We start from the raw sequence: 16549 nt of genomic DNA on the forward strand, positions 1-16549 counted from the left end.
CCACCGGCACCGCCCGCTGTCATCAGCACGTGATCTGGGCGGATGTGTTCCCGGGCACACCGGTGATCAGGTCCGGACTTCCGCCAGGACGCGCCAGTGGCCGTCGCCGGGGCCCGACGTCAGCGTTCCGCCGGCGAGGGCGAGCCGCTCACGCATGCCGGCCAAGCCGAAGCCTTCACCTGTCCGAGTGAACGCCGCGAGCGTGTTGCGGACGTCGAGCCGGACGACGCCGGGCGCGTGGCTCAGCCGCATCCGGATGTCCTCGCCGGGCGCGTGCTTGCCGGCGTTGGTCAAGGCTTCGCGTGCGACTCCGGCCAGGGCGACGACCGCCGCGGACGGGAGCGGCCGCGGTGCGCCGTCGGCGGCGAAGTCCACGGCGACGCCGTGGTCGCGGGCGTGCGCGGCGGCCACCGCGGCGAGGGTTTCGGTCAGCGGCGGGACATCCTGGCGCAACGCGGCGACGGCGTCGCGCGCCTCGGCCAGCCCGTTCGCAGCGAGACTCCGCGATCGCCGGACGGATCGCAATGCACCGTCTACATCGGACTTTTCGGCCAGCAGTGCTTCGGCGAGTTCGAGCTGCACACCCAGCGCGCCAAGGGAATGCGCGAGGACGTCGTGGAGTTCGCGGGCGATCCGGGCACGTTCGTCGAGCGCGGCGGCGCGGGCGTGCTCGGCTTGGGCGAGCCGCGTCTGCTCCAGCAGCGCCTGGCTCTGGGTCGCCTGCACTTCGTATTGGCGGCGGTTGAGGCCGAGCAGCACCAGCAGCAGCATCACGCCGGCGTCGGCGAGCGACTCGCCGAGGGAGTACCCGGCGAGCGCGTGCGACGTGACGGCCAGCGCGACGTCCAGGAGGCCGGCGGCGAGGATCGTGCCGACGCTGACCGAGGTGAGCGTCGCGAGCCGGCCGAGAGCGATGACGGACAGCAGGATGGCCGACGAGTCCCCCGCCCAGCCGACGATCGCCGCCGGCAGCGCGCTGGCGGCGGCGAGCAATGCGGCCGCTGTCTTCGGCCGTCGCCGTGTCTGCAGGACGAAGCCCAGCCAGCCCGCGGTCGCGACGCCGTACGCGGTCCAGATGCGCGGGTCGGTTTCGCGGGCGGTGAGGAGGGTGGCGGCGAAGAAGAGCGTGCCGAGCAGCTGCACCACCAGCCAGCTCGGCGCGATGGTGTCGGGCAGGCGTTTCGGCACGGCGTCCATGATCCCGCTTCGCCGGGAAGTCAGCCTCGGATGGCCGGGGCGAGCGAGTGCGGCAGCACGGCTTCGGGGTCCGGTGGCCGCCGCACCACGACCTCGACGTCGTCGGCGAAGCGGTACGGCTTCGCGCCGAGGATGCCGCCGAAGTGCCGTCGCAGCCGGGACATTTCGGCTCGGACGGTGACGGTCCGGCCGGCGTCGCCGAAGAGGTCGGCCGACAGCTCGGACGCCGATCGGCCGTCGCGGCGGCTCGCCAGCACATAGAGGACTTCGGCGTGGCGCGGGCTGAGCCGGTGCGTCCAGGTCCCGGCCGCGCTGGCCACGGTGAGCTCGGGCTCGCGCGGCGACCGGACGTCGAGCACGACGCGGGTGGGCGGCGCGGCGTCGTTCTCGGTCAGCCGGAGCAGCCAGCCGCCGGGGACCGGCTCGACCGAGCAGCCGCCGTACGCGGGCAGCCAGGCCCGTCCGGGCCCGAGGCCGGTGGGCAGCGCGACCCGGTCGACCGGCGCGAGCCCGGCGGCCGCGGCGACCCAGCCGTGTTCGTCGGCCACCATGGCGCGGCCGCCGACCTTCGCGAGGACAGGGACGGCGAAGCCCCTCAGTCTCTCCAGTTCGGTGCGGTGGGTGGTGCGCAGCTGGGCTTCCGCGAGCCGCGTGACGGCGTCGACCAGCGCCAACGTCGTCGCGTGGACGGTCGAGGCCGGCCCGGAGAGGTCGACGACGCCGAGCAGCCTGCCGTCGCGCGGGTCGTGCAGGGGCGCGGCCGCGCACGTCCAGGAGTGCTGAGCACGGACGTAATGTTCGGCCGAGTAGACCTGGATCGGGCCGCGCGCAACGAGCGCGGTGCCGATCGCGTTAGTGCCGACGGCTTCCTCCTGCCAGTCGACGCCTTCGACGAACCCGAGCCGGTCGGCGCGGCGGCGGACCGCGGCGCTGCCGTCCCGCCAGAGGACGGCGCCACCGGCGTCGGCGATCACCATGATGTGCGCGGCTTGCTCGGCGAGGCTGATCAGGCCGCCGCGCAGGATCGGCAGCGCGTCGGTCAGCCCGCTCGCACGGCGACGGGTCTCCAGCTGCTCGAAGCTCAGGACGGGCGCGGCGGCCCGGCTGTCGGGGTCCATGCCGAGCCGGCGCATCCGCTGCCAGGACGCGCCGATGACGGGGCGCAGTTTGCTGGGCAGCGCCTGGCCGTTCAGGGCCGCTTCGTGCACCTGCGCGAGGACACGGGCATGCCGCCGGGGATCCGCCCCGGCCGGCAACGCCGCCTCGAGGTCTCGCTGCCCCAACCGCCGCTCCTAGTGCTGTGCCTCCTCGGAGTCTGCCGTTTCGGCCGGATGATCGGTAGGTGGCGCACGTCGCGGTTTCCCCGGGTCGTTCGTGCGGTCAGTACGAGACGTAGACGTCGGTCTCCAGCTCGTCCGGGGCGGAGTTCGGGGCGGAGATCGAGGCTTGGATGAGCCGGGCGACCTCGGCGTCGATCGCGTCGAGGACCTGTTCGCGCAGCTCACCGCTGTCGGTGACGCGAGTACGGAACCGCTGGAGGCAGTCCCCGACGTGCCGGGGGAAGCCGGCCTCGATCAGCGTCGGGCCACCGCCGCCGCGGGCCCGGCCGACCGCTTCTCCGGCCGCTTCGTGCACGGCGAAGAAGTCGGATCCGTCGACGACGACCCCGGGCACACCGAGCCCGGCCACCCGATCGGCGTAACCGGTGTCCTCGGTGACGAAGATGGCGGGGAGGTGCCAGGCCGACGCGAGGTTCAGCGCCTCGAGCGTCGTGCCGGGGCCGTCTCCGAGGAAGGCGACGCCGACGCCGCCGAGGTCCTGCTGTTTCGCGGCGATCGCGGCACCGCAGATGAGCAGCGGGACGCCGCCTCGCGTGTTCGTCGTGAGCAGCCGGTCGTGCCGGATCTCGGCCAGAACGGCCCGGACGTCGACGCCCTTGGCGATGCGGTGCCCGTGCCGGCGGTGCGTGCCCGCGATGGCGTCACGGCTGTCGAGGTGGAGGCAGACGCCCGCGGCCAGGGCTTCCTCGCCGGCGTAGGGGTGCCCGCTCGCACGGACTTGCTCTTCGACGGCCCGGATGGTCCGCATCACGCGATACGCACCCTGGAGGGCGTCCGTCATCTCCGGCGCTCCTTCCCCGGTTCGGTGTCCGTGCGCAGGAGCCCTTTTCGCGCTGCCTCCGCCATCGCGGCCCGGACGTCGACGACCCAAGGCCCGTCCGGTTTGAGCTCCACGAACGCGCTCTCACCGGTTTTGAGTTCGAGTTCGCGTTCGCCGTCGAGAGCGATGACACCGCCCGCCGCAGCGAGCTCGACACGCACCCCGGGGCGGAGGAGCCCCCACCCGCGCACGCCGACCGGCCGCACGAGCCCGGGTGCGATCGGCGCGTGCACGACGTACGGCGTCTCCCCGACCGGCCCGAGCTGCAGCGCGACACCGTCCGGGCTCGACCGAGGGCTGGGACAGAGTTGGCCTGGAACGCTCGTGAGGCCGATTCCGTCCGGCTCGGCGAAGGTGCAGTACAGCTCGGTGAGTGAGGACGGGTCCCACAGCGCCCGCGCACCGATGTGCCTGCTCAGCGACACGCAGACGTCGACGAGCGCGATCTCCCTGCGGGCTTTGGTGACGACTTCGAGCACACTGACGCGATGGGTGACGAGGTCCGGGTCGATCTGCCCGGTGGCGATCAACCCCGCGGCCAGGCCGGCGACGGTCGCCTCCCGCACCTGCGGGAAGACGTTGTTGGTCCCGGTGGAGAGGGCGAGCAGCGGAACGTCTTCGCAAGCCTTGGCGGCAACCCGGGCGGTCCCGTCTCCGCCGAGGACGACGATGACCCCGGCACCGGCCTCGACCATGCGGCGCACGGCGTTCGTCGTGTCCGCGGCGGTGCCGGTGAGAGCGTCGTCCTCACAGAAATCGACCTTCGGCCAGGAGCCACCGCGCCCCAGGGCACGCAGGACCGCGGCGGAGATGCCGCCGAGGTCGGTCGAGACAAGGGCCCGGTCGAGCCCGGTGACAGCGAACGCCGCCAGCAGCCGCTGGACCATGTTCGCCTTCTCCGCGGTGGGGAACACCGACGCCTGCGCGACCAGCCGGCGGATGTCCCGCCCCGAAGCGGGGTTCGCGACGATCCCCGCCACCGTTTCACCCACCTGACCTCCCGTTCTGTCACCGGAGAACAGGAGACTCCGCGATCGGGCGGAGCGGAAGGGTTGCAGGGCGTTGCAGTGCTGGTGGTGCCGTCTTAGCGCGGGTACGCGGCCGAAGCGACGGAGATCACACTGCGCGTCTCACCCGGTGATCTTCAGTGGACAGTCCTACCCGGAGCGACGGGCGGGTAAGAACCAACCGCAGGTGGGTCCCCGGCAACGGGCTACCGGACCAGGTCGGCGACGCCTTCGTAGGTGAAGCCCGCCTCGCGGACAGCAGCCCGGACGTCGTCCTCGGCCAGCGCGGTTTCCGCTCGCACGAGCACTCGGCCGGCCGCGACGTCGACGTCCACTTCGGCCACTCCGGGCAGCGCCGCGATTTCTTCGGTCACCGACTGGGCGCAGTGGCCGCAGTTCATGCCGGAAACGGTGTAACCGTGCTCGATCATGGTGCGCAGCGTACGAAAAGGGCCGCCACCCCGAACGGGTGACGGCCCTTTCCCAAGATCAAAGTCAGATCACGGTGACCGACGTGGCCTGCGGGCCCTTCTGGCCCTGGCCGATCTCGAACTCGACGCGAGCGTTCTCCTCGAGGGTACGGAAGCCGTTACCCTGGATCTCGCTGTAGTGAACGAAGACGTCGCCGCCACCGTTGTCGGGGGTGATGAAGCCGAACCCCTTCTCGGAGTTGAACCACTTCACAGTGCCCTGAGTCATCAAAAATCTCCATGTGTAACACCAAAACAGGAAGCCACTTCGGCGACCCGGGTCAGCACCCGGACGGTTTGCTTCCTCGGCGAGGAGACACTACGCCCGCTGAATTCTGCGAGCGTGACTCATCACGAACACAAAAGTCGAGACCATAAGCAGTAAAGCACACCTTGACCAGGGCGGACAAGCAGTCTTCACCCGGGCGGGGTGAGCTATTCGCCACTCGCCGGGCGAAGCCCCTCGGTGGCGAACGGCGAGCGCCAGGCGGCGTCCCGATCGGCGGCGACCACGGCGTCGTCATGGGCCTCTGAGCTGGCGCTGAACAGCACCGGTACGACGCCGGAGGACTTCCGCGGTTCGGATGCGTGCTGGTGATCGGTCACGTCGAAACTCCCCTCGTTCCCTGCCCGCTTCGGCGCGGGTCATGACCGTGATGGTGCCATGCGGCACCGACAGAAACCGGTTGTCTCCCGCCGGGACCCGGCCGGGAAGGTTCAGCGGCGAACCACCACCGGAACACCGTCAGGCTACCCGAGCCAACGCCCTGCTACCACACGACATTCCCAGCTTTTCCGGAACGAAACAGAGCAAAACCGTTACTGGGCGGGAGGTTGCGGACGAGCCTGCCCGAGCAGAGCCGAGAGCCGCACGTCCGGGGTCACGACATCGGGGTCCGTCCGCACGTCGATGACGCACGGCCGCTGCCGCACCAGAGCGCTGGCGATGATCGGCTCGAGCTCTTCACGATCGTCCACGGTGTACCCGGCCGCGCCCAGCCCACGCGCCCACGAAGCGAAGTCGGTCAGCGGGATGGAGACCCCGGTGAGCCGGCCGTAGGTGCGTGCCTGATGCATGGCAAGCGCGCCGTGGACGCCGTTCTGGAAGACGACCACCATGACCGGCGCCCGGTACCGGACGGCCGTTTCGATCTCCTGGCCGGTCATGAGCGTCCCGGCGTCCCCGACCATGGCCACGACGGTCCGCCGCGGCTCGGCCAGTTTCGCCGCGACGGCGGCCGGAACGGCGTAGCCCATGGCGGCGTTGCTCGGACCGAGCTGGCTGCGCGGCGCGGTGAAGCACCAGTAGCGGTGCATGAACTGCGCGAAGTTGCCGGCGTCGCTGGTCACGATGGTGTCCTCGGGCGCGAGCTTCCGCAGCGCGCGGACGACGTCCACGGGGTGCACCCGCGTGTTCCCGCTGGTGTCGGGCGGGGTCATGAAGGTGTGGACGGCCGCGTTCGCCGCCGAGGCCCGCCGCGTCCGCGGCGACGCCACCTCCCGCAGCTCCCGCAGGAACGGTTCGACCTCGGAGTCGACGCGGAAGGTGAGTCCCCGCCGCTTCGGGCTGACGTCGATGCCGGTGCCGACCATGACCAGCGTTTGCTGCGCGGTCGGGTAGCGGTAGGCCTGAGTGGTCACCTCGTCGAGCTGGGTGCCGAGCGCGAGCACGAGGTCCGCGCGCTCGAGCGCGTCCAGCTGCCGCGCCGGGATGCCCAGCCCCAGGTGACCGGCGTACCGGGCGTGGTTTTCCGGGAAGGCGTCCTGCCGCCGGAAGGCGTTGTAGACGGGCAGCGCAAGCTCATCGGCGACGGCGATCAGCTCGTCCCGCGCCGACCGCGCCCGCCCGCCGACGATGACCACGGGATATTTCGCCTCGTCCACCAGCTGCGCCACGGCGTCAGCCGAACGGCCCAGCGTCCCGGACGCCGGCGGCCGCACCCGCGCCATCGGCTTCGCCGCGTCGTAGGGCATCCCCCAGATGTCGCAGGGCACACCGAGCACGACCGGCCCCGGCCGCCCTTCCTGCGACGTCGTCAGCGCGTGCGCGAGCAGTCCCGGCAGCCCGTCCGGGTCGGTCACCCGCAATGTCGACTTGGCGATCGACTCGAACATGGCCGTGAGGTCCGACGTCGGCAGCTCCCCCGACGACGACCACACCGGCTCGGTCGCCGGCGTCTCTAGCAGCACGACCATCGGCGTCTCGTCCTGGTACGCCGTCTGGACGCCGATGGCCAGGCTCGCCGCACTCGGCCCCCGGCTCGCGAGCAGCACAGCAGGACGTTCGGTGAGCTTCCCTTCGGCCTCCGCCATGAACGCCGCGCCTGCATCGTGGCGCGCCGAGACCAGCGTGATCTCCCGCTCCCGCTGCAGGGCGTCGAGCAGTTCCAGGAACGACTCACCGACCACCGCGTACACGCGGCGGACACGCGCCTCGGTCAGGATCCGCACGGCCGTCTGGGCGACGGTCGCTCCCAGTTGGTATCTAATGAGGAGAGCTTAGGCGGGCACCGTTCAGTGCAGTCAAGTGATCTTCACCGAAACCGGACAAGGATAGGCCGAATGTCCGCTTTGACCGACTGCAAGCCGATCAAGGGAGCGAGGACCACCGACTTGGCCGCAACCGAACATGAAACTGTTTTTACTTATGGCGCACCGGCGTTGAAGTACGGCACCGGCGCCAGCGACGAGATCGGCTACGACCTCACCCAGTACGGCGCCCACCGCGTGCTCGTGGTGACGGATCCGCAGGTGGCCGCGACAGGCTGGCCCCGCCGCATAGCCGACGGCATCGCGGGCTACGGCATCGAGACCGAGATCTTCGATGGCGTACACGTCGAACCCACCGATGTCAGCATGCAGAAGGCGGTTGACTTCGCCCGCGGAACGGGTCCGTACGACGCCTTCGTCGCCGTCGGCGGCGGGTCGGCCATCGACACCGCCAAGGCAGCCAACCTCCTGACGAGCAACGACGGCGACCTGATGGACTACGTCAACGCCCCCGTCGGCGGCGGCCGCGCACCGGCCCAGCCGCTCAAGCCGCTGGTCGCGGTCCCCACCACCACCGGTACGGGCTCGGAGAGCACCACGGTCTGCGTCCTGGACGTGCTGTCCCTGCGCGTCAAGAGCGGAATCAGCCACCTGCGGCTGCGCCCAACCCTGGCGGTCGTCGACCCGCGGCTCACGGTCAGCCAGCCACCCGGTGTGACGGCCGCCAGCGGCATGGACATCCTCTGCCACGCGGCAGAGAGTTACACCGCCAAGCCGTACACCGAGTTCGACCGCAAGCGCCCGGAGCAGCGCGTGCCGTACTGCGGCTCGAACCCGCTGGCCGACATGTTCGCCGAGCAGTCCCTCCGGCTGCTGTCGTGGGCCCTCCCGGCCGCCGTGCGCGACGGTTCCGACCTCAAGGCCCGCGAAGCCATGGCCTTGGCCGCGACGTTCGCCGGCCTCGGCTTCGGCAACGCCGGCGTGCACATCCCGCACGCGAACGCCTACCCGATCGCCGGCCAGGTCAGGGATTTCCACCCGGACGGGTACCCAGGCGAAGAACCCATGGTCCCGCACGGCATGGCTGTCTCGCTGACCGCGCCCGCCGCATTCCGCTTCACCTTCGACGCGGCCCCGGACCGCCACCTGCGGGTCGCACGCTTGCTGGCGCCCGACTTCGAGTGGCCCGGCGACTTCGCCGACCACCTGCCCGCGGTGCTGATCGACCTGATGCGCCAGATCGGCATCCCGGACGGCATCGGTGCCGTCGGCTACACAGAGTCCGATGTGGACTCCCTCGTCGAGGGAACGCTCAAGCAGCAGCGCCTGCTGGCCACCGCGCCACGCGAGGCATCCGCCGACGACCTGTCGGGCATCCTGCGCGAGTCGGTGTCGCTGTGGTGAGCGAGTACCCGCACTGGCAGACGGTTCCGTTGCGCTGGAAGGACAACGACGTCTACGGGCACGTGAACAACGTCGTCCACTACTCGCTGATGGACACCGTGATCAACACCTGGCTCATCGAGGAAGGAGGCCTCGACATCGAAGCCGGGTCGGTGATCGGGCTGTGCGTCGAGTCGCACTGCGGGTATCACGCATCGGTGTCCTTTCCTGGGTCATTGAGGGTCGGGTTGCGGGTCGCGCACCTCGGGAAGTCCAGCGTCCGCTACGAAATCGGCATATACGCAGCCGACGAATCCCTGGTCGCCGAAGGGCACTTCGTGCACGTCTTCGTGGACCGCGAGTCCCGCCGGCCGACGCCGGTCTCCGGTAAGCTGCGCGAGGCATTGGAGGCTCTGCAGCCTGGATGACACGCACCGCCGTTCGTTTCACCTCCTTTCGACGATGCTGGTTCCAGGCCGTATCTTCTTGCGCTTCCGATCATGCACGACGGCTCCGACAGAAACGGGCGATCGACCCGAGTTGTCCACAGGGCCACCGATCATCGGCGAGTTGTCCACAGATTCACCACGAGGGGTTCCGCACCCCCTCGACGGCGATAGGCTGGAAAGCGCATGAGATCGGTCCACAGTGGACGAGCTGTTTCCTCACCGGATCGGCTAGTAACACGGATGGCGACCTAGGCGTCGATCCGGTTGCGGCGGCAGAGTGGTGAGCCGACGGCTCGAAAGTGGTCCCGGACCCGTCGCCGGCAGGCGTCCCTGCGACGGTCACGGCACCCGAACACAGAAGTGGGCCAAAAGTGGTGGTCGCGCGTCCGCTTCCGGCAGACGCCCCGGGAGCGGACGCGCCACCGCCTTTGTGGCCAGGTGGAGACGACGGAGTTGTCGCCGGCAGGCGCCCCGCCGACGACTGAAATCCCCACCGCAACGGCCTGGTAGTGGTTGCGGTCCGCCGCCGGAAGGCGCCCCGCCGGCGGACCGCACCACGACCGCAGTCAGCCGCCTCCCGACACGGGGAGGCCGGCTGCCTGCACCGGCAGATCGCGACGTAGGCCAAGGACGGCGAGTGGCTCTGCGACCTGGCTCGGCGGTCGCGGCGGTTCCGCTCAGCGACCAGTACCCGAAGAGGGTGTGCCGCCCAAGAAGGGCAGCACCTCCTTGCCGTCAAAGAGCGAAGCAAGGGAAAGAAGGATCCCGGCCCCGCCGGTCTTGACATCCATCGAGAGGCGTAGCAACCGGTTGCCAGGGAACGCGAGGCCGCCCTTGTACGGCACCGCGTACCAACCCAGCCACGCCAGTTGCCGATCGATCGCGGCCGCGCGGCCCGGCAGCTCCGCGTCCGCGCTGGCAGCCAGGGCGACCGCCAACCCGCAACGGCCGTTGAGCAGGCCTGGGTGGACGACGAACTCGCCGAGGCACGCCTCGCGCAAGGCGGGAAGGCTGTCACGGGCCTCTGCGTCCGGCCGGTGCCGCGCCAACTGCTCGGCGACCACAAGGATCCCTGCGCTGCCGACGCCGAGGTGAGGCAGTGTCCGGGCGACGCCGTCTCGGACCTGCAGCGAGCCGTCGTCCGCCTCGATGCATTCCTCGAGGTCGCGGCATAGCGCCTGGTCGGCGAACGAGAGCCACGCCGACTCGCCGGTGCGCTCGAAGAGCCGGATGAACAGCAGTGCCGGCCCGGCCCAACCGGACAGCAGGCCGGCGCGAGCCGAGTTGCCGGGCGGCGCCGCAGTCTCAAGCGCCTCGGCCAGCCGGACGGCCGTTGCCAGCGCTTGGCGGCCGTACTCGTTGTCCTGGCGAACCGTCGCGAAGTGCAACATGGTCAGCCCGATGCCGGCCAGGCCGCTTTCCAGGGAGTGATCGCTCGTCTGCTCAACGAGCCGCGCGGACGACGCCAGCAGCTTGCCGGCTTGGTCGTGATAGCCGAAGTTCTCGAGCACGTAGGCGATGCCGGAGCTACCGTCGTAGAACCCGGGCCGGGTCGGCGGCTCACGACGGACTGCGTCGATCAGCCAGCGTTCGTGCTCGGGGAAGCGGCCGGCGCCGGCGACGTCGAGGGCGTGCAGCACGCCGGCGGCACCGACACCGAAGCACGCACCGCCGACGGAGAACTGTTCGATGTCGCCGGGGAACAGCCGGTCCTGGCGCGACGGGGTGGCGCTGGCCAGGATCGCCTCGGTGATCTGCTTGCGGACGAGCGGCCAGTCCGGTTTGTCGTGGTCGAGCTCGGTGTGGACCGGTGCCGGCTCCGCGGGGACGTCACGCGGGGCCAGCACCGCGACTGCGGCGTCGGCGTACCCCTCGGGTAGCGCGAACCGGTGTTCTACGAAGTCAGCGATCCGGCGCAGCTTCATCGGAGCGAACTCCGCCAGCGGCAACAGCGGCAGAAACAACCACAGCCGCAACGCTGCCAGCGCGTGCTCGTCGACCTCGAACCCAGTGCAGTCGACTGGAGCACGGAAGCCGGGTGTGCCCAGGGCCGGGCGATCATCGACTTCGGCGTCGAATGACGACCCGAAGTCGGTCAGGGAGATGCGGTGGTGGTCGTCCTCGTCGATCAGGATGTTCGCGGGATGCAGGTCGCCTACGACGATGCCGCGGGCGTGGACTTCCGCGATCGCCTTCTCCACTCGCGCGACGATGTCCAGCACGCGCCCCGCGTAGGCGGCCAGGTCGGTGGCTGTCGTGTTGCTCCTGGTCAGCGGGTAGTTGCGGGGCAGCCAGCTGGCCAACGAGATACCCGGCAGGTACTCCGTGGCCAGGTAGTGGCGCTCCGCGACGGCGAACTGCTCGACGACCCGCGGCACACCGGGGATGCCAGCGAGCCGGCCGAGCATCTCGTGCTCTCGTCGCAGCCGCTCGACGGCGTCGATGCGCGCCTCGTCGAGCCCCGCGTGCGGGCGGGCCTCCTTGAGGACGACCTGGTCGCCTCCCGCCTTCGGGTCGGCGAGGTAGGTGCCGCCGCTGTTCGAGACGTGCAGCGGCTTCACCATGCGGTAAGGGAATCGGGCCGCGGCACCTCCTTGGCGTGTTGGCATGCTGCTTCGCAAACAGGGCGGCAGCTTGACCCAGTCGGGCACAGAGAACGTCGCCTCGTGCTTCTCCGGAACCAGCCGGCCGTCCGGCTTGCGGACTGCCGGAACTCGGTTGCCGTTGTGTTCCACCCACTGGTCGGCGAATCCGCCGTAACGCACGTAGAGGGGACCGTCGCCGAACCGCAAGCCGCTCGGAATACCGGGGCCGTGCTCGCCCTCCAGCCGCGTTGACAGGTCGGTGAGGACGCGCTCCAGTTCGTTGTGGTCGACTGGATAAATGGTGGCCAGCTCGACGCCGCTGTCGCCGAGTGCGTATTTCGAATTCCGCGCGAGCAGAGTCAGCAGTGAGCGGAGATGCTTGTAGGCGACGGCGTGCTCGACACAGGACTCGTAGACGTGCGCGAGTAGCCGGCCGGCGTTGTCCAGGCCGGCGGAAACGTGGATCTGCCAGCCCTGAGCCGGAAGGATGTGGCCCGCCGGGTGCACCATGCGCCACACTCCACGGTCGGTGGTCACCCAACCGGTGTCCGGCGCCCGGAATATCGTGGTGAAATTCTCGGCCGGCGCGCCGTTTTCCTGCTGTTCGTCGTAGAACAACGGGTCGGCGAAGCAAAATGCTTCGTAGCGCAGGTCCATCCGAGATACCCCTCCGTGCGATCCCCTGGACACCACGGTCCCGGGACGAAGAATATTCCCCCATGCCGGGCAGCTCTGGGCCAATCCGCCAACCCGGCGGTTCAACTGGGCTATCCGAGGTAGGCAAAAAGGACGTCTACCAGCCGGTAGACGAACCCAGGGTGATTTTGTCCAGTCCGATCGCCACACGATAGTGGCGTAACGTGAAGATCTTTCCGGCGTTTCCGCAGGTCCATCGAAGGGCAGCTCCAAATCCTCCGCCGAATTGGCAGAATGCCATCAACGCCGCTTCGTGATTGATTTTCGCGATAGGGGCCGAACACGTCGGGAACACTTTGGCCACAGGAGCACCGCGGGTGGTCCACGCCACGCCCGCGACACCTCGGCAGCCGACCCCGCCGGTACCACGGAGTAAGTTGACGGCCGCGGACCAGAAGGAGGAACGGGTGATCTTCGGATTCGCCGTGGCGGTCGCCGTGGCTGCCACGGTCGTCGCGCTGTGGAGCTTCGTCCAGTCGGCTCGGAACCGGCTTCCGGACAACCCGCTCCTGATCGCGCTCGCGGTCCTCGAACTGCTGCTGGTCGTTCAGCTGGTGATCGGGATCGTGCTGCTCGCCAGTGGCGACCGGCCCGGCAGCCTGGCGACCTACCTGGCCTACCTGATCGGCTGCCTGGTCGTGCTGCCCGTGGGCGCCGCCTGGGCGCTGGCCGAGCGGAGCCGGTCGAGTACCGCCGTGCTCGGTATTGCCTGCTTGGCCGTCCCGGTGATGGTGCTGCGACTGAACGAGGTGTGGAGTGGAGCAACAGCGTAGGACGGCCAGCGGGCCCGGACGGGTGCTCGTCGCCGTGTACGCGATCTTCGCGCTGGCCGCGACGTCGCGGGCCGGCGTCCAGATCGGCACGAAGTTCCACGAAGCCCCGCTCGCCTACCTGCTGTCGGCGTTCGCCGCGGTCGTCTACATCGTCGCGACCATCGCGCTGGCCCGGCGCGGGGACGGCTGGTGGCGGGTGGCCCTCGTCGCCTGCTCCGTCGAACTGCTGGGCGTGCTGACCATCGGCACGCTGAGCCTCGTCGACGCCGCCGCCTTCCGGCACCCGACCGTCTGGTCCGTCTACGGCGAGGGTTACCTCTTCATCCCGCTGGTCCTGCCGATCGTCGGGCTGTACTGGCTGCGGAAGACCGCCCCGGTGAACGTCGCCGCCTGAAGCCGACCGAGGACCAAGGGCCAAGGACCCCATCCAAGCGCGGAACAGTACGGGTACTGCACGTAGCCCACTCCGGGAAATAAATACGGATTCGACCGAAACTTTCGTCGGTTCCGGACATTCGCCGGAAACTCGGACAATCTTCGAGTTCGGTCCCCACCGGCTTTCCCCACGCGGTTCTCCCCCGCGTGAAAAGGGGTGAGCGTGAAATTCGGCAAGTTCGTCCTGCTGGCCGCGAGCACCGCACTGGCCGTCGTCGGCCTCGGCGGTCCGGCGGCCGCCGACAGCACCCCGCAGGCTCAGCCGTCGATCATCGGCGGCAGCACCGCCACCAGCGGGCCCTGGGCGGCCCGGCTGTTCGTCAACGGCCAGCAGAACTGCACCGCGACGATCATCGCCCCGCAGTACATCCTCACCGCCAAGCACTGCGTCAGCAGCTCCGGCACCTACACGTTCCGCATCGGCAGCCTGGACCAGTCGAGCGGCGGGACGATGGCCACCGGCTCCACCATCACGCGCTACCCCGGCTCCGCCGACCTGGCGATCGTCCGGCTCACCACCTCGGTGAACGCCACCTACTCGCCGCTCGGCAGCGTCGGTGACGTCTCGGTCGGGCAGAACGTCTCGGTCTACGGCTGGGGCGCGACGAGCCAGTGCGGCTCCGAGATCAACTGCCAGTCGCGCTACCTCAAGGTCGCGACCGTGCGGGTGAACTCGATCGGCTGCAGCGACTACACCGGTGGCGTCGCCGTGTGCGCGAACCGCGTCAACGGCATCACCGCCGGCGGGGACTCCGGTGGCCCGATGTTCGCCTCCGGCCGTCAGGTCGGTGTCGCGTCGACCAGTGACCGGTCGAACAACACCGCCTACACGAACATCACGCGTTATCGCAGCTGGATTTCGCAGGTCGCCGGCGTCTGATTCCCGGCAGGAAAGGGCCCGGCCGCAAATGGCCGGGCCCTTTCCCGTCACGGCGTCACGACCTCACGACGTGGAAATGTCGTCGAGCTGTTCCGCGGCCGGCCGCACCGGGTAGAGGTCGCCGCCCGGCTCCACCGGCACCCGCGGCAACGCCGTGCGCGCGGCGCGATCGCCCGCGTCGGCCGCCGCGTGGAGGACGTCCAGTGCCGCGTACGGCCGGAAGTCCAGCTCGGGGTACGGCCACGCCTGCTGCCCCTGCGTCGCTCCCGGGATCAGGAAGTCGACCGCGCCGAACAGCGTCGCGCCGCTCGGTGCCGTGTAGTGCCACAGGTCGACGCCGACGTGCGTGCCGATCTGCGCGAGCCGCGTCAGCGCGACCAGGTTGAACGCCGAGTAGTGCCAGCTGCGGGTCCGGCTCGTCTCCTGCGGCTGCAGGCCGTCGGCCTGGATCTGAGGCGCGATCCGCTTCGGCCCGGCGTCCCGCGCGATGGACGCCGCCAGGTCCCGCTGTCCCGTGCCGAGGGCGAGGGCCGCGGCGAGCATGTCGTAGAAGCTGCCGTGGTTGTTCTGGGCCTTCGCCTCGTCGGTCCCGTTCTTGCTGGTGCGCAGCCAGTCCAGGAACTGCGTGTACCAGCCGGTCATGCCGGCCTGGTCGGTCTTCGTCCAGCCCGGCGCGCCGGTGGCCAGGATCGCGGTGGCGTCGACGACCTGGCTCAGCGTGTAGGAGAACTCGATGATGCCGATGCCGCGGCCGTCCACCTTGCACGGGATGCCCTGGGCGAAGTTCATGTTCGGGTTCATCTTCGTGGCCGCGTCGAGGAACCACGTACGCAGGTCGAGCGACGCGCGCTGGGCGTACCGCGCGTCGCCTGTGTAGTACCAGGCGAGCGCCAGCCGGTAGATCGCGGCGAACGCCTCGCCGCGGTAGGCGTGGTCGGTGATCTCGTCGACGATCGGGTTGCGCTGGCCGTCACGCTGCACGAACGGGCAGCCCCACGGGTTCTCCGCGGTCGGCTGCGTCGTCGGCCACCAGTACGGCGCCAGGCTGAGGTAGTCGTGCTTGTCCCCGCTGGGCGGGACCTGTTTCTTCGACGTCACGCTCCACGGCCCCGCCGTCAGGTCGGCCTTGGCCGCCGTCAGTAGGTTGTTCAGTGCCGTACGGGACGTCTTTTCGCCGACGAGCGCGGCGAACTTCGTGCGAAGCAGCTGCTGGCCGTCGAGGACGGCGGTCGCGGGTGCGCACACCGGCCCGATGACCGGGACGGTGCAGCCGGTGGGTCGCGACGCGGCCTCGGCCGGCGCGGCGAAAGAAGCGACGAGGCCGAGCGCAGCGAGCGCGGCCACGACGGTGTGGCGGAAAACCATGTCCGCTCCATTCACAAATATGAACAACAGACCTGTGAGTGAATGGAGCGTACGCATGTGAACGCGAACGAAGCAATGCCTGGTTCAGACCAAGTCAGCCGGCGAAGTCACGCGGCCGGAAGAAGGCGACGAGCCGGGCGGTGCGGAGCGCGTCCCAGGGATCCGTCGTCGCGAGCACGGCCGCGGCCCCGGTGGGGAACTTGGTCTGGATTGCCGACGTCTCTTCGCCGAGACCGGCCAGGTGCAGGGTCAGGTCGCTGACGCCGGGCTCGTGCGAAACGAGCGCGAGCCTGGTGACGGCGGCCGGCGTCCGGCGAACGGCGTTCAGGAACTCGGGGACGTCGGCGCCGTAGAGGTCGTCGTCGTACTCGACGGGTGGCGGCGCGGGCAGTTCGCCGCGCACGTGCCGCCAGGTTTCCCGCGTGCGACGCGCGGTGGAGCAGACGACCAGCTCGGGCACGTGCCCCTCCGCCGCGAGCCACCGGCCGAGCCGCGGCGCGTCACGGAGGCCGCGCGACGCCAGCGGCCGCTCGTGGTCGGGCAGGCCCTCCGACCAGTCCGACTTCGCGTGCCGGACCACGATGAGCCACCTGGTCGCGTCCATGCCCGCCACCCTAACGGCGAAGGGCCCTGGAGCGGATCGCTCCAGGGCCCTTCGC

General features: G+C 69.9%; 16 protein-coding genes. 5 read left to right on the plus strand and 11 right to left on the minus strand.

Going from position 1 to position 16549, the window contains the following annotated elements; genetic code table 11:
- Nucleotides 1-66: 66 nt before the first annotated feature.
- From ACWEVN_RS00735 to ACWEVN_RS00770, 8 genes are all read right to left on the minus strand, one after another.
- Nucleotides 67-1188, minus strand: a complete 1122-nt coding sequence (locus tag ACWEVN_RS00735; RefSeq protein ID WP_452049733.1) for a sensor histidine kinase — start codon at nucleotides 1186-1188, stop codon at nucleotides 67-69.
- A gap of 29 nt (nucleotides 1189-1217) precedes the next feature.
- A complete protein-coding gene (locus ACWEVN_RS00740) occupies nucleotides 1218-2480 on the minus strand; it encodes a GAF domain-containing protein (RefSeq protein WP_452049734.1) in 1263 nt (420 codons plus the stop codon).
- Between the two features lie 97 nt (nucleotides 2481-2577).
- Nucleotides 2578-3318, minus strand: a complete 741-nt coding sequence (locus ACWEVN_RS00745; protein ID WP_452049735.1) for a thiamine pyrophosphate-dependent enzyme — start codon at nucleotides 3316-3318, stop codon at nucleotides 2578-2580.
- Nucleotides 3315-4349 (minus strand): ATP-NAD kinase family protein, encoded by a 1035-nt coding sequence (locus tag ACWEVN_RS00750; RefSeq protein ID WP_449684837.1) that lies wholly within the window; start codon nucleotides 4347-4349, stop codon nucleotides 3315-3317. Before ACWEVN_RS00750 ends, ACWEVN_RS00745 begins: the two co-directional genes overlap by 4 nt.
- Nucleotides 4350-4570: 221 nt before the next feature.
- Complete coding sequence (locus ACWEVN_RS00755; RefSeq protein ID WP_310968023.1) at nucleotides 4571-4795, minus strand: heavy-metal-associated domain-containing protein; 225 nt, start codon at nucleotides 4793-4795, stop codon at nucleotides 4571-4573.
- A gap of 64 nt (nucleotides 4796-4859) precedes the next feature.
- The gene (locus ACWEVN_RS00760) at nucleotides 4860-5063 is read right to left on the minus strand and encodes a cold-shock protein (protein WP_004563013.1); all 204 of its coding nucleotides are present in this window, start codon (nucleotides 5061-5063) and stop codon (nucleotides 4860-4862) included.
- Nucleotides 5064-5269: 206 nt separating this feature from the next.
- Nucleotides 5270-5440: a hypothetical protein gene (locus ACWEVN_RS00765; RefSeq protein ID WP_310968024.1), complete on the minus strand. Its 171-nt coding sequence runs from the start codon at nucleotides 5438-5440 to the stop codon at nucleotides 5270-5272.
- A 213-nt stretch (nucleotides 5441-5653) separates the two neighbouring features.
- A complete protein-coding gene (locus tag ACWEVN_RS00770; protein WP_310968495.1) occupies nucleotides 5654-7312 on the minus strand; it encodes a thiamine pyrophosphate-binding protein in 1659 nt (552 codons plus the stop codon).
- Between the two features lie 84 nt (nucleotides 7313-7396).
- Here ACWEVN_RS00770 and ACWEVN_RS00775 point away from each other — a divergent pair, with 84 nt between their 5' ends.
- Together ACWEVN_RS00775 and ACWEVN_RS00780 are read left to right on the plus strand one after the other, a co-directional pair.
- The gene (locus tag ACWEVN_RS00775; protein WP_449676647.1) at nucleotides 7397-8728 is read left to right on the plus strand and encodes a hydroxyacid-oxoacid transhydrogenase; all 1332 of its coding nucleotides are present in this window, start codon (nucleotides 7397-7399) and stop codon (nucleotides 8726-8728) included.
- Nucleotides 8722-9135: an acyl-CoA thioesterase gene (locus ACWEVN_RS00780; protein WP_452049736.1), complete on the plus strand. Its 414-nt coding sequence runs from the start codon at nucleotides 8722-8724 to the stop codon at nucleotides 9133-9135. The genes ACWEVN_RS00775 and ACWEVN_RS00780 overlap by 7 nt, the downstream gene beginning before the upstream one ends.
- A 698-nt stretch (nucleotides 9136-9833) precedes the next feature.
- Here ACWEVN_RS00780 and lanKC read toward each other — a convergent pair.
- Complete coding sequence (gene lanKC, locus ACWEVN_RS00785) at nucleotides 9834-12398, minus strand: class III lanthionine synthetase LanKC (RefSeq protein WP_452049737.1); 2565 nt, start codon at nucleotides 12396-12398, stop codon at nucleotides 9834-9836.
- 446 nt (nucleotides 12399-12844) lie between these two features.
- On the opposite strand from lanKC, the gene ACWEVN_RS00790 reads away from it, so the two are divergent.
- The 3 genes from ACWEVN_RS00790 (at nucleotide 12845) to ACWEVN_RS00800 (ending at nucleotide 14525) form a co-directional block, all read left to right on the plus strand.
- Nucleotides 12845-13210, plus strand: coding sequence for a hypothetical protein (locus ACWEVN_RS00790; protein ID WP_449684842.1), 366 nt, complete (start codon nucleotides 12845-12847; stop codon nucleotides 13208-13210).
- Between the two features lie 22 nt (nucleotides 13211-13232).
- Nucleotides 13233-13604, plus strand: coding sequence for a hypothetical protein (locus ACWEVN_RS00795; protein ID WP_449684858.1), 372 nt, complete (start codon nucleotides 13233-13235; stop codon nucleotides 13602-13604).
- 204 nt (nucleotides 13605-13808) lie between these two features.
- A complete protein-coding gene (locus tag ACWEVN_RS00800) occupies nucleotides 13809-14525 on the plus strand; it encodes a S1 family peptidase (protein ID WP_310968028.1) in 717 nt (238 codons plus the stop codon).
- A gap of 63 nt (nucleotides 14526-14588) precedes the next feature.
- On the opposite strand, the gene ACWEVN_RS00805 is transcribed toward ACWEVN_RS00800, so the two are convergent.
- Together ACWEVN_RS00805 and ACWEVN_RS00810 are read right to left on the minus strand one after the other, a co-directional pair.
- Nucleotides 14589-15890, minus strand: coding sequence for an alginate lyase family protein (locus tag ACWEVN_RS00805; RefSeq protein ID WP_452049738.1), 1302 nt, complete (start codon nucleotides 15888-15890; stop codon nucleotides 14589-14591).
- Between the two features lie 94 nt (nucleotides 15891-15984).
- Nucleotides 15985-16494, minus strand: coding sequence for a SixA phosphatase family protein (locus tag ACWEVN_RS00810; protein WP_452049739.1), 510 nt, complete (start codon nucleotides 16492-16494; stop codon nucleotides 15985-15987).
- Between the last annotated feature and the right edge of the window lie 55 nt (nucleotides 16495-16549).

This window comes from Amycolatopsis sp. NPDC003861 (assembly GCF_053605405.1).

Coding starts and splice junctions, on each gene's coding strand:
- ACWEVN_RS00760 (WP_004563013.1), bottom strand. CDS start 5,063: ATGACTCAGGGCACTGTGAAGTGGTTCAACTCCGAGAAGGGGTTCGGC.
- ACWEVN_RS00805 (WP_452049738.1), bottom strand. CDS start 15,890: ATGGTTTTCCGCCACACCGTCGTGGCCGCGCTCGCTGCGCTCGGCCTC.
- ACWEVN_RS00745 (WP_452049735.1), bottom strand. CDS start 3,318: ATGACGGACGCCCTCCAGGGTGCGTATCGCGTGATGCGGACCATCCGG.
- lanKC (WP_452049737.1), bottom strand. CDS start 12,398: ATGGACCTGCGCTACGAAGCATTTTGCTTCGCCGACCCGTTGTTCTAC.
- ACWEVN_RS00810 (WP_452049739.1), bottom strand. CDS start 16,494: ATGGACGCGACCAGGTGGCTCATCGTGGTCCGGCACGCGAAGTCGGAC.
- ACWEVN_RS00755 (WP_310968023.1), bottom strand. CDS start 4,795: ATGATCGAGCACGGTTACACCGTTTCCGGCATGAACTGCGGCCACTGC.
- ACWEVN_RS00775 (WP_449676647.1), top strand. CDS start 7,397: ATGTCCGCTTTGACCGACTGCAAGCCGATCAAGGGAGCGAGGACCACC.